The following is a 12,089-nucleotide window of genomic DNA, read 5'->3' as shown; positions in this document are numbered from 1 at the left end:
GCCCCGTCGTGACGGAACGGCCCGCGAGGCGCACCTGCCGCCGGCCGGCGCCACGAGGCGCCGGCCGACGGGATGCGTCAGGCGTCGCCTTCGTGCGTGGCCGCGCCGACGAGTTCCTCCAGGAGGTCCTCCATGGTGACGAAGCCGAGGACCTCGCCCTCGCCACCGGTGACGGCGGCCAGGTGGGTGCCGGCGTCCCGCATGGCCGTCATCGTGTCGTCCATCGGGGTACCGAGGGAGACCTTGACGATCGGGTGCAGCGCGCCGCGGGGGAACGGCGCCGCGCGGTCGAGCGCCGCGAGGGCGTCCTTGATGTGGAGGTAGCCGAGGATCGCCCCGCCGGGGCCGGTGACGGGCAGACGGGAGTAGCCGTACTCGGCCGCGATGCGCTCCAGCCCGCGAGGGGTGATCTCGTGCCCCACGGTGACCGTGTCGCCGAGCGGCACCATCACCTCGCCGACGGCTCGCCTTCCGAGTTCGAGGGCGTCGCGGAGGCGTTCTCCGTCCTCGGGGTCGATGAGTCCGGCGGCGCTGGAGTCCTTGATCAGCCGGGCGAGCTCGTCGTCGTTGAACACGGAGGCGATCTCGTCCTTCGGCTCGACCTTGAGCAGCCGCAGCAGGGTGTTGGCGAAGGCGTTGATGCCGAAGACGAACGGACGGAGCGCCCGGGTGAGGGTGACGAGGGGCGGCCCGAGCAGGAGCGCGGTCGGCGCGGGCGCGGCGAGCGCGATGTTCTTGGGGACCATCTCGCCGATCAGCATGTGCAGGTACGTCGCCGCGGTCAGCGCGATGACGAACGCGATCGGGTGGATCAGACCCTCGGGGATGCCGATGGCCTCGAAGGGCGGTTCCAGCAGGTGTGCGATGGCGGGCTCGGCGACCGCACCGAGGACCAGCGACGAGACCGTGATGCCGAGCTGGGCGGTGGCCATCATCGCCGAGAGGTGTTCGAGCGCCCACAGGGTGCTCTTCGCCCGCCGGTCGCCCTTGAGCGCCGCCGGTTCGATCTGACTGCGGCGCACCGAGATCAGCGCGAACTCGGCGCCGACGAAGAAGGCGTTGGTGACGAGGGTGAACGCGCCGATCAACAGCTGGATCGCGGTCATCGGCTCTGCTCCTGGTCAACGACGGAATCGGCGGGCGCGAGGATCGAAACCCGATCGGCACGGTGATGGTCTATGTCGAGGACGGCCAGCTCCCAGCCGTCCAACCTCACGATGTCCCCCTCGACGGGGATGCGCTCCAACACGGAGGCGAGGAGGCCGGCGACCGTCTCGTAGGGGCCCTCGGGGACGTCGAAGCCGATCTCCTCCAGCTCGTCGACACGGATGCCGCCGTCGACCTCCCAGGTGCGTCGGCCGTCCTCTTCCGGTCCCTCGATGAGCGCGGGGACCTCGACGGGGTCGTGCTCGTCGCGGACCTCGCCGACGACCTCCTCGACGATGTCCTCGACCGTCGCGACGCCCGCGGTGCCGCCGTACTCGTCGATGATCACGGCCATGGTGCGGGCCTTGCGCAGCCGTCCCAGGAGCGTGTCGACCGGCAGGGAGTGCGGCACCAGCAATGCGGAGGTCATCAGGTCGGTGACCGGGGTGCTGTCGCGCTCGTCCTCGTCCAGGGCCAACACGTCACGGATGTGGAGCGTGCCGATGACCTCGTCCAGCGTGTCGCGGTAGACGGGGAAGCGGGAGATGCCGGTGGCCAGGGTCAGCCGCGCGGCGTCGGTGGCCGTCGCGCGGGCTTCCAGTGCCCGGACGTCCACGCGCGGGGTCATCACGTTCTCCGCGGTCAGCTCGGCCAGGTGCAGGGTCTTGACGAACAGCTCTGCCGAGTCGGCCTCGATCGCGCCCGCCCGGGCGGAGTGCTGGACCAGGGCGACCAGTTCCTCCGGGGTGCGGGCGGAAGCCAACTCCTCGGCGGGCTCCAGGCCGAAGCGCCGCACGAGACGGTTCGCGGCGTTGTTCAGGTGCCGGATGAGCGGGGCGAACGCGGCGGTGAACGCCCGCTGGGGTCCGGCGACGACCTTCGCGACGGCGAGCGGGCGTGCGATCGCCCAGTTCTTCGGTACGAGTTCGCCGACCACCATCAACACCACCGTCGACAGGGCCACGCCCAGCAGGGTCGCGGTGGTCGACACGGCGCCGGCGGGCAGGCCGGCCGCTTCGAGGGGTCCCCGCAGCAGCGCGGAGACGGCCGGCTCGGCCAGCATGCCGATGACCAGCGAGGTCACCGTGATGCCCAGCTGGGCGCCGGAGAGCTGGAAGGTGAGGCGCTTGGCGGCTTTCAAGGCGCTTTCGGCGCCGCGCTCGCCCGCCGCGACGGCGCGGTCGAGCTCACTGCGCTCGACGGTGGTGAGCGAGAACTCGGCGGCGACGAACACCGCGCACGCCAGCGTCAGCGCGAGGGCCAGGAGCAGCAGCAGGACCTGGGTCACCGTGCCACCCCCGCTCCCGGGCTGAGAATCCGCGGGCAGGACGTGGCACGGCTCGGACTGGGAGGTTCACCCATCGCGGGTCTGCTGCTCCTTCTTCTTCATCGGTCTTCAACGGGGCGTGCTCGGGCTTCATCGGGGGTCATGCGGTCGGACTGCTCGCGGTGATCGCCGGCGAGCCCACCCGGCGGGGACACCCAGCCCCCATGGTAAAGGATCGGCAAAGGGGTCGGTCCGGGTGTCCGCGCCCATGTTTCTACAGCTTTGTAGAAAACGCGAGAGGTGATCGCCGCGATCGGACGGGCGATCGCCGGATCATGCCTCGACGTGCCCGCCAGGGGCCGGCTCGTCCTTGCGGTGGGAGGAGGTCACTCGGAACAGGCGCGGCTGGATGTCGGTCGCGAGGGCGGACGCCGCCTTCATGTGGGCGCGGGCCTCGGGGTCGGCCAACACCGCGTGATAGTGCTCCTCGGACTCCCACTGGGCGTAGTTGATCACGCGTCGCCCGTCCTGGCTGGCGTGGAAGGTGGCGCTGACGAAGCCCGGCCGGTGCTTCATCGTCTCCTCGGTGGCGCGCGCCAGCAGGTCGGTCAGCTCCTGCTGGTGCTCGGGGGCGACCGTGAAGACGTTGATCAGCGTCGTCACGGGACGGGTCGAGTCGATGTTCGCGATAACGGTCATGGGGCCAATCTTCCGTGCGGGGAGCCGTTGTTGCCTCCCGTCGCGCGCGTTTCCCCGATCGAATGCCGCGGCGGTCCGCCGGTGGTCGGCGCTCCGCGTGGCGCCGGCGTCACCGTCCACCTGCGGCCAGCCGCGCCGCCGCGCTCTCCAGCAGCATCTCCAGCGCCACCGGATACGCGCTGTCCGCCATCCGCGCCGCCAGCAGCCCCGCCGTGGCCGCGATGTGCGGGTAACGGTCCGCGGGCAGGGCCGCGTACGTCGTCTCCCACATCGCCTCGTCCGCCGACCGGTCCTCCTCGGCCAGCGCCAGGGCCCCGGCGTCCAGCGCGGAGAAGGCCAGGCTCTGGTCGATGAACGCGTGATAGATCCGCACGGCCGCCGGATCCTCGAAACCGGCCGTCCGCAGCACTCCCAGCACCGCCTCGTCCGCGGCGATCTCCCGGGGCCGTCCGCTCACCCGGCTCGCGGTCAGCACCGCCGCCTGCGGATGTGCCAGATACGCGCGGTGGATCCGCAGCCCCAGCTCGCGCAGGTCGGCCCGCCAGTCCCCGCCGACGGCCCAGCCGTCCAGCGCCCGCCCGATCAGCTCCTCGCCGATCGCCCGGGTCAGCTCGTCCATGCCCGTGAAGTACCGGTACAACGTGCTGGGATCGGCGCCGAGCGCCGCCCCCAACCTGCGCGCGCTCAGCCCCGCGCTGCCGTGCTCACGCAGCATCCGCAGCGCCGTCTCCACGATCAGCCGCTCCGACAACACCGTTCCCGTGCGCGTCGGACGCCGTCGCCTGCGCCCCTCCTCGGGCACCACCTGCTTGGCCACGATCGACTCCTCCTCCACCCATGCACCCTTACGCCAACACCATTGACGTTACCTCGCCGGCGCGGGTTTGATCCCCCCGAGGGAAGGCCTCGATGCCGTCCTCCACCCCTCACCACCCGCACGAAGGGTCTGACCATGCGCGTCCTCCTGATGGGTGCCGGCGGCGTCGGCACCGCGATCTCCCGGATCGCCGCCCGCCGCACGTTCCTCACCCACGTCACCGTCGCCGACTACGACCTCTCCCGCGCCGAGGCGGCCGTCGCCGCCCTCGGCCCGGCCGAGACCCGTTTCGACGCCGTCCGGGCCGATGCCTCCGACGAGGCCGCCGTGACCGCCCTGCTCTCCTCCGGCGGCTACGACGTCCTGCTCAACGCCACCGATCCGCGGTTCGTGATGCCCCTGTTCCGGGCAGCCCTCGGCGCCGGCACGCACTACCTGGACATGGCCATGTCCCTGTCGTACCCGGACCCGGACCGCCCCTACGAGCGGTGCGGCGTGCGCCTCGGTGACGCCCAGTTCGAGCTGGCCGACGCGTGGCGCACGGCGGACCGCCTCGCCCTGGTCGGCATGGGCGTCGAACCCGGCCTGTCGGACGTCTTCGCCCGCCACGCCGCGGACGAGCTCTTCGACGAGATCGAGGAACTCGGGGTCCGCGACGGCGCGAACCTCACCGTCGACGGATACGAGTTCGCCCCCTCCTTCAACATCTGGACCACCATCGAGGAATGCCTCAACCCGCCCGTGGTGTACGAGGAGGGGCGCGGCTGGTTCACCACCGAGCCGTTCAGCGAGGCCGAGGTCTTCGACTTCCCCGAGGGCATCGGGCCCGTCGAGTGCGTCAACGTCGAGCACGAGGAGGTGCTGCTGATGCCCCGATGGCTCAAGGCCCGGCGGGTCACCTTCAAGTACGGCCTGGGCGAGGACTTCATCGGCAAGCTCAAGACCCTCCGCGCGCTGGGCCTGGACAGCACCGAACCGGTGACCGTGCCCGGCCCGGACGGCCCCGTCCGCGTCTCCCCCCGGGACGTGGTCGCCGCCTGCCTGCCCGACCCGGCGACCCTCGGTGACCGCATGTCCGGCAAGACCTGCGCCGGCACCTGGGTGAAGGGCACCAGGAACGGCGCACCGCGCGAGGTGTACCTCTACCACGTCGTCGACAACGAGTGGTCCATGAGCGAGTACGGCTGCCAGGCCGTGGTCTGGCAGACGGCCGTCAACCCCGTCGTGGCCCTGGAACTCCTCGCCTCGGGCGTCTGGAAGGGCGCCGGCGTCCTGGGCCCGGAGGCCCTGCCCGCCCGCCCCTTCCTGGACCTGCTCACCGCCTACGGATCCCCCTGGGGCATGCGCGAGCAGTGACGGGCCGGATCGCGCACCGTGCGCAGACCCTCCGCGGCACGCCGGCCGCCACGCACCAGCCGCCACACCCCTTCGCATGGGCGCGCCGGCCATGGGCACACGAGGCTCAAAGTCGTTGCCGTACAAGAGGGTTGGGGGAGACGCGTGAGAGCGTTGAACAAGTGGTTGGCCACACACCTGTGGGCCCAGGCGTTGTTCATGGTCGCGATCGGTGCGGGGGTGATCCTGCTCCTCAGCCCCGGACGGTCCCCGATGGAGGCCGTCGTGCGTGCCGCGGTGGGCGCCGTGGGGGCGCTGGGCGTCCTGTTCCTCGCCCGCCGCCGCGAGCGCCGGGCGGCCGGGGGCGTCTCCAACGAGGAGTACGCGTCGCTGGACGACCGACTGCGCCACGGCGAGGTCCCCGAATCGGCCGACGAACGGGCCGACATGGGGCGCCTGGTCCAGGAGAGGCTGCGGGCGACCCGGCACCGTCGGGTGGCGCTGGCGTTCCTGGCCCTGATGTTCACGGCCATCGTGGTCCTGGTGGGGTTCACGGCCGGTGGCCTCCAGACCGTGGTCTTCGTGGTCTTCGCGGCGGGCTTCCTGGGCTGGATGGCATGGACCGCCACTCGGCAGCACCGCGTTCTGCGGAAGATGGCGGCCACCCTCGACGTCCGGCCCCGGTGACGGGGAGCCGCAGGCCCGTCTTCCCCTCGAAAGAAAAAAGATGCGAGTGCGGGGTGTGAGAACGCGTCGCATGGGAAGACGGGCCCTGCAAGTCATCCGTCCAGGGGAGGAACGGTTCCATGTCCCACGCCGCCGCAGTTGTCAGCCCCGCTCTCGATGTGCAGGTCGTGCCGCCTGTCGGGTCGGTGGTGGAGGGGTCGGGTTCGTCGGTGTTGCCGCGGATCGATGACGCGCGTGCGGTGGCGCCTTCGGACGCGCGGGAGTTGTCGCGTCTGTTCCTGGTGCGGTTGCGGTCGTTGGAGGAGGGGACGCGGGAGTACCAGTACGCGCGGAACACGTTGATCGAGATGAACATCTCGTTGGTGAACTTCGCGGCGCGGCGTTTTCGGGGGCGGGCCACCGGTGGTGGTGGGATCGAGTTGGACGACATCATCCAGGTCGGGACGATCGGTCTGATCAAGGCGATCGATCGGTTCGATCCGGAGCGTGAGGTGGAGTTCTCCACGTTGGCGTTGCCGTTCATCACGGGGGAGATCAAGCGGTTCTTCCGTGACACGACGTGGGCGGTGCATGTGCCGCGTCGGTTGCAGGAGCTGCGGACGGAGTTGGCCAAGAGCCAGGAGGCGTTGACGGAGGTGTTCGGTCGGGCGCCGACGGTTCGGGAGCTGGCCGAGCATCTGGAGTTGTCGCAGGAGCAGGTCGTCGAGGGGATGGTGGCGGCCAACGGTTACACGAGTGGGTCGATCGACGAGTCGACGTCGTCGGGGAGCCGGCCGTCCGCGCAGCCGCGTTCGTTGGCCGACTCGGTCGGTGACGTGGATCCGGCGATGGAGTTGTTCGAGGACTTCCACACGTTGGCCCCGCTGCTGAAGGACCTGGCGCCGCGGGATCGGCAGATCCTGTCGATGCGGTTCGGGCAGGAGAAGACCCAGGCGGAGATCGGCGCCGAACTCGGCATCTCCCAGATGCAGGTCTCCCGCCTCCTGACCCGCACCCTCACCCGCCTGCGCACCGGAATGCTCGCCGGCTGAAGAGCCCGCGACCCACACCCATCCGACCGCGGTCGAGCTCCGAATCACCCCGTGAGGGGCTCTTGGAACCGGCCCCCACCTCCACCGTCGGGGCGCGGCGCGACCCGCGCCCCGACGGCACCCCGCCTCGGCCGAGAACCTCGCCCGGGACCGGTCAGTGCCCGTCGAAGCTCCACGACTCGATGTCGCGGTAGTGGATCGCCCCCGGGCCGCGCCCGATGTTGCTGCCCACCAGGTGAAGGCGTTCCGTCTGCCAGGGACGACCGGTGAACCCGGCGAGTTCGGCGGCCACCTTCACGACGCTGGAGGGGTCGTCGCGGCGGGATCGGGCCAGCGTCAGATGAGGCCGCAACGGCCGCTCCTCGAAGTCCACGCCGCACTCCCGGGCCAGGGCGCGCACCTCGGTGGCGAGTCCGTGCAGCCCCTCCAGGTCCCCCTCGATCCCGCTCCACAGCACCCGCTCGTCGAAGTGCCCGCCGCCGCGCATGGCCAGGCGCAGGGGTCGACGCACAGCGGCCAGCGCGGCGAGCGGCGGTTGCAGCAGCGGCACGGTCGAGACCGGTAGCTCCCCGAGGAACGCCAAGGTGATGTGCCAGTCCTCGATGCGGTTCCACCGCATGCGCGGGTACGCCTCGTAGGCGGGCCGCAGTTCCCGCGCCAGCTCGTCCTTCGCCTCGTCGGGCGGGGCGAGCGCCATGAACACGCGGACGGTCGAGCCCTGAGTCTGTTCCTTCACGTAGGAATTGGTACCACCGGCCACCCGGCCGGTCGGGGGCGGGGTCAGTTGCCCGACAGGGTGTCCTGCAGCCAGTCGAAGACGACCTCGCAGTGCAGCTGTGGGGCCATGGGGGAGCAGTGGAGCTGCGCGCCCTCCGCGGCGGTCAGCTTCAGGTAGTCCTTGGGCGAGGTGAGCTTGTCGTACATCTGGCGCGGCTGGCCGGGGTAGAACTGCTCGTCGTCGTAGTCCAGGACCAGGGTCGGTGCCTTGATCCGGCTGACGACCGAGGTGATCGCCAGTGCCTGGATGCGGGTCGCGGGGGTGTAGAAGTCGGTGAACAGCTTGCCCTGCCGGGCTTGGAGCATCGCCGGGATCGAAAAGGGCTCGAAGCGCTTCTTCATCACGGCGGCGGCGTCCGGAGGGAGCTCGGGAACGACCTTCTTGTTCCAGATGTCGTTCGTCTCCTCCTTGTCGGCCGTGAGGATCTCCCGGATCTCGGGCGGGAAACCCAGCCACGGTTCGACGCAGCCCGGCATGGCCACGAGCGCGGCGATCCGGTGCTCGAAGGCCGCCGCCCGGGGAGCGAGGTCGCCCGCCATGCTCAGACCGGTCAGAGCGATCTTGCCGGGGTCCACGTCGGAGCGGGCGGACAGCCAGTCGACGAGCGGGGTGACGACCTTCTCCCAGGTGGGGGTGAACACCACCCGGTCGACGAAGAGCAGTTGTCCCTGCCCCGGCCCGTCGTAGACGAGCGCGTTCCAACCGCGTGCGAGCGCCGCCGGTACGCCGTAGGTCCACATGTCGACGTTCTGCCCGTCACTCCCGTTGGTGAGGATCACGGTGGGGCGGGGAGCGTTCGACTCGTCGGGGCGGAAGAACCACACCGGCAGCGGCGTCGTGCCGTACGGGACCGAGACCTTGACCGGGGCGGGCTCGCACCGGTCGCAGAAGGCGTCCCAGGCATCGCGTCCCGACGTGTACAGCTGCTCCTCGGACCCCGGATCCTTCGAACCTAGGACGAAGAACAGCGCCTGCCCGTAGTACTGGGCGGCGCGCAAGGCCCGGAACCGCTTGGTCTGGTCGTCCGCAGGCGCGCCCGGCGGCGGTTTCAGGAGCTTGTCGCCCAGCTTGCGGAACGTGTCGACGTACGTCTGCGCGGAGAGGCCGGCCTGGTTGATCGCGTTCACGGCGGTGAGGACCTCGCCGACCTCACTGGCCCCGGCCCCGGCGGCACCCAGCGCGAGGAGACCGTTGAAGTTGTACGCCGGGTCCTTGAAGAGCGTCATCGCACCGGGAGTGGGGTCGTCCGCGGCCGGGCGGGGCGAGGCGGAGCCGCTGAACGTGGCCGCCGGAGCGCCGCTCTCGCCCCCCGGAGCGCAGCCCGCGGCGAGCGCCGCCCCCGCCCCCGCGCCGGCGACGAGGAGGGCACGGCGAGTGGGACCGGACTCGTGGTGGCGTGGTGCGTACGTCATACCAGCGGAACGTAGCCCCGACGCGGCGGGGCGACATCTCGTCCTGCCTCCGAACGGCCCACACCCCGCCGTCCACGGCGATCCCGTCGGCCGATGTCGTGGCTGGTCACAGCCGTGTGCTCGCCCTGGGCCCGGATATCGCCCGGAGGGGTGCAGGGGGTGGACACCCGGGGCGGCGAGAGGGGGCGCCCACGTGGGCCGCACGACGACCCGACCGCCCGCCCCACACCCTGCCCGGCCGTACCCCGAGGAGGAGTGGCGGGTCCGGCCGGGTGTTCGGATCGTCCCGATCCGGCCAAGCTGAATGACCGTCCGGTGAACCGCGTGCGGCCGGCAGCAGGTCAGAAGCCTCAGGACGGCACGTCACACCCGTGGTCACCCCGTGTGGACGCACCACTACGGAGCGCGCGCATCCCCCTTGAGCTGCCCGAACGACCATTCGGTCTCCGATATTCGAACGGTGTGTCCGTAAAGCGGCCATCGATGTGCAACGCCCCTTGGGATCAGACAGGGTTGACCTCATCGAAGCGCGATAGTGCAAACAATCATCGCGCTCAACCTTTGAATCGAAAGTGAGCTCGTCGTGCGTCACCGCTTCGCTGCTGTCTCTGCCGCTGCCCTCCTCAGCCTTGCCGGCGCCGCCGGCGCGGCAGAGGCGCAGCCCGCGAGCCTGTACGCCCCGTCCGCCATGGTCTTCACCCTCGCCCAGGGAGACGACTCCGCGGCGACCGTCGTCCGGGCGGCCACCCTCAGCTGCGCGCCGAGCGCGCAGGGCACGCACCCCGACCCCAAGGCCGCCTGTACGGCCCTCAAGGCCACCGGTGGCTCCTTCGACCGCCTGCTGGCCGCCCCCTACCCCGGTCGTGCGTGTCCCATGAACTACGACCCGGTCACCGTCACCGCGGACGGCGTGTGGCAGGGCAGTCGCGTCGCCTGGAAGCACACCTTCTCCAACGCCTGCGTCATGTCCGCGACCCTGAACGGGAACGCCGTCTTCGCGTTCTGACCCGACCCCGGCGCGCGGGCCTCGAAACGGGAGGCCCCTCGCCCCATCCGGCCCGAGGCGCCCGCAGGCTGCACCGAGAAGCCTTCGGGCGTCAGAGGTGACCGAGCACGTTGACGACCCGGCCGTTGGGATCGCGGACCATGAAGCGCCGCACTCCCCACTCCTCGTCCTGCAAGGGGTGGACGATCTCGGCGCCCTGCTCCAGCACGGCCGCGTGGACCGCGTCCACATCGTCCACCTCGATGCTCATGTCGGGGTTGACCGGCGCGGTCTTGTCGGCGCTCATGAAGCTGATCTGCGCCGTCGGACTGGACGGCGAGGCGAGCGTCATGATCCAACCGTGGTTCATCACCTCCTCGAAGCCCAACAGGCCGTAGAACTCACGGCTTTCCTGCGCGGCATCGGAAACGATGTTCGGCACGACACGGTGTACGGCCATCGACTGCTCCACAGTGAGTACGAGGGGTGTCAGAGATCCGGAACGACTTCGGTCGGCGAGGCGTCCGCGGGGGTGGCGGGTCGGGCGAGGCGGGAACCGAGACGCGACCGCATCTCGACCGCCGCGCCGCGGACATCGGCGTCCTGCCGGTCGTCGTCGAGGAAGCCGAGGAGGACCATCAGGGCCCGGGCCTCGTCCTCGCTGATCAGCTTGAGACGTTGGCCGGTGACGCCGTCGAGCAGGATGTCGAGGAGTTCGAGAGTGTCGTCCATGCAGCAAACAACGCCGCCCGGACCCGCCGCGTCACCACCCGTGGCCTGACGGGGTGACGTCCCCCCGTCAGCCACGGCTCGTGTCGATGACACAGAAGCGGTTGCCGTCGGGGTCGGCGAGAACGACGAAGTCGGGGTCGGCGGGGTAGAGGTCCCAGTCGACCCGCTCGGCACCCAGGGACACCAACCGGTCCACCTCGGCGGCCTGATCGGCCGCGTCCCGTGCGTACAGGTCCAGGTGGGTCCGCGGATGTTCCTGCGCCGGCGTCCGGCTCAGTCCGAGAGCGAGGGGGACTCCGACTCCCGACGCCGGTACCAGCACGACCCAGTCCTCCTTCACCGCGTCGCGCGGCACATAGGCCAGTGCCCGCGTCCAGAACGCGACCGCACGCCGTACGTCCGACACACCCAACACGACCGATCCGATGTTCAACATCCGCCGATTATCGCGCTGTTGCCGCCCTCGCGCTCCAGGGACACCGCATCGTGGCGGCCCGCCTCGCGGAAGAGCGACACGCACGCAGAGGAGCCTCCCGCCCCGAAGGGTGGGAGGCTCCTCTGCGTGCCGATGGTCACCCCGCCCGAACCGCCCCTCGCGCGGCGCGTGGTGCGCGCCGAAGAACGAGGCGAAGCCGTGGGATCGGGATGGGTAAGCCGGGGCCTCGTGGGCACTCGCGCAGGCATCGGAGGCCCCGGCCGGTGGGGGAGCGGTGCCTCAGCTGCCGGCCGACAGGTTGCCGGACAGGACCGGGATGTTGTCCAGGATGTGGGAGAGCGGCTCGTCGCCCTTGGCCTGGGTGGAGTTCTCGGTGCACTGCTGGTTCTGCGGGTTGGACAGGACGTTGACGTCCTGGACACCGACGTTGGCGAGCACGGCCACCAGCGACTGGGCGTTGACCTTGGCCGGCAGGCCGATGCAGGGCTTGTTCAGGGTGCCCTGGACGAGGCTGAGCTGCGGGCTCTGGTCGCCGGCGGTCTTCTGGTTGCCGTAGATCTGCGAGGCGCCGTTGCCGTTGACGGTGTTGACGCCGTTGTCGTTGCCGATGGCCATGGCCGGGGCGGCCACTGCGGCGCCCGCGCCGAGGATGGAGGCGGTGGCGGCGGCGGTGGCCATCATCTTCTTAATCATCATTGATCTCTCTGGTGCACGAGTGGACGGTGACAAGTGCCTTGATCAACGCGTGGGCCCCGCACAGGTTT

14 protein-coding genes are annotated in these 12,089 nt (G+C 70.5%); 4 read left to right on the top strand and 10 right to left on the bottom strand.

From position 1 onward, the window contains the following. Positions 1-77 precede the first annotated feature (77 nt). From OG906_RS02955 to OG906_RS02940, 4 genes are all read right to left on the bottom strand, one after another. A complete protein-coding gene (locus tag OG906_RS02955) occupies positions 78-1,106 on the bottom strand; it encodes a hemolysin family protein (RefSeq protein ID WP_267800574.1) in 1,029 nt (342 codons plus the stop codon). Beyond that, a complete protein-coding gene (locus OG906_RS02950; protein WP_329439669.1) occupies positions 1,103-2,434 on the bottom strand; it encodes a hemolysin family protein in 1,332 nt (443 codons plus the stop codon). The genes OG906_RS02955 and OG906_RS02950 overlap by 4 nt, the downstream gene beginning before the upstream one ends. A 312-nt stretch (positions 2,435-2,746) precedes the next feature. Continuing rightward, the gene (locus tag OG906_RS02945) at positions 2,747-3,112 is read right to left on the bottom strand and encodes an antibiotic biosynthesis monooxygenase family protein (RefSeq protein WP_329439667.1); all 366 of its coding nucleotides are present in this window, start codon (positions 3,110-3,112) and stop codon (positions 2,747-2,749) included. A gap of 109 nt (positions 3,113-3,221) precedes the next feature. After that, on the bottom strand, positions 3,222-3,929 hold the full coding sequence (locus tag OG906_RS02940; protein WP_329439665.1) for a TetR/AcrR family transcriptional regulator: 708 nt from the start codon (positions 3,927-3,929) through the stop codon (positions 3,222-3,224). Positions 3,930-4,064: 135 nt separating this feature from the next. Here OG906_RS02940 and OG906_RS02935 point away from each other — a divergent pair, with 135 nt between their 5' ends. The 3 genes from OG906_RS02935 (at position 4,065) to OG906_RS02925 (ending at position 6,982) form a co-directional block, all read left to right on the top strand. After that, positions 4,065-5,285, top strand: coding sequence for a saccharopine dehydrogenase family protein (locus tag OG906_RS02935; protein ID WP_329439663.1), 1,221 nt, complete (start codon positions 4,065-4,067; stop codon positions 5,283-5,285). A gap of 144 nt (positions 5,286-5,429) precedes the next feature. Beyond that, complete coding sequence (locus OG906_RS02930) at positions 5,430-5,951, top strand: hypothetical protein (protein ID WP_329439661.1); 522 nt, start codon at positions 5,430-5,432, stop codon at positions 5,949-5,951. 119 nt (positions 5,952-6,070) lie between these two features. After that, positions 6,071-6,982, top strand: a complete 912-nt coding sequence (locus OG906_RS02925; RefSeq protein WP_329439659.1) for a SigB/SigF/SigG family RNA polymerase sigma factor — start codon at positions 6,071-6,073, stop codon at positions 6,980-6,982. 154 nt (positions 6,983-7,136) lie between these two features. Here the strand turns inward: OG906_RS02925 and thpR are convergent, their stop codons facing one another. Both thpR and OG906_RS02915 read right to left on the bottom strand, forming a co-directional pair. After that, entirely contained in the window at positions 7,137-7,679 is a 543-nt protein-coding gene (gene thpR / locus OG906_RS02920) for an RNA 2',3'-cyclic phosphodiesterase (protein WP_329447909.1), read from the bottom strand. A gap of 83 nt (positions 7,680-7,762) precedes the next feature. Beyond that, positions 7,763-9,172 (bottom strand): alpha/beta hydrolase family protein, encoded by a 1,410-nt coding sequence (locus OG906_RS02915; RefSeq protein WP_329439656.1) that lies wholly within the window; start codon positions 9,170-9,172, stop codon positions 7,763-7,765. Positions 9,173-9,755: 583 nt separating this feature from the next. Between OG906_RS02915 and OG906_RS02910 the strand changes: the two genes are divergently transcribed. After that, positions 9,756-10,178: a subtilase-type protease inhibitor gene (locus tag OG906_RS02910; RefSeq protein WP_329439654.1), complete on the top strand. Its 423-nt coding sequence runs from the start codon at positions 9,756-9,758 to the stop codon at positions 10,176-10,178. Positions 10,179-10,269: 91 nt separating this feature from the next. On the opposite strand, the gene OG906_RS02905 is transcribed toward OG906_RS02910, so the two are convergent. The 4 genes from OG906_RS02905 to OG906_RS02890 all read right to left on the bottom strand — a co-directional run bounded on the left by OG906_RS02905 (position 10,270) and on the right by OG906_RS02890 (position 12,018). Next, positions 10,270-10,617, bottom strand: a complete 348-nt coding sequence (locus tag OG906_RS02905) for a VOC family protein (protein WP_267800583.1) — start codon at positions 10,615-10,617, stop codon at positions 10,270-10,272. Positions 10,618-10,646: 29 nt separating this feature from the next. Then, entirely contained in the window at positions 10,647-10,889 is a 243-nt protein-coding gene (locus OG906_RS02900) for a hypothetical protein (RefSeq protein WP_329439650.1), read from the bottom strand. Positions 10,890-10,956: 67 nt separating this feature from the next. Next, a complete protein-coding gene (locus OG906_RS02895; RefSeq protein ID WP_267800585.1) occupies positions 10,957-11,325 on the bottom strand; it encodes a VOC family protein in 369 nt (122 codons plus the stop codon). Positions 11,326-11,604: 279 nt separating this feature from the next. Continuing rightward, a complete protein-coding gene (locus OG906_RS02890; RefSeq protein WP_267800586.1) occupies positions 11,605-12,018 on the bottom strand; it encodes a rodlin in 414 nt (137 codons plus the stop codon). Between the last annotated feature and the right edge of the window lie 71 nt (positions 12,019-12,089).

This window comes from Streptomyces sp. NBC_01426, assembly GCF_036231985.1.
Classification (GTDB): domain Bacteria; phylum Actinomycetota; class Actinomycetes; order Streptomycetales; family Streptomycetaceae; genus Streptomyces.
This window is presented reverse-complemented; position numbering and strand designations above follow the sequence as displayed.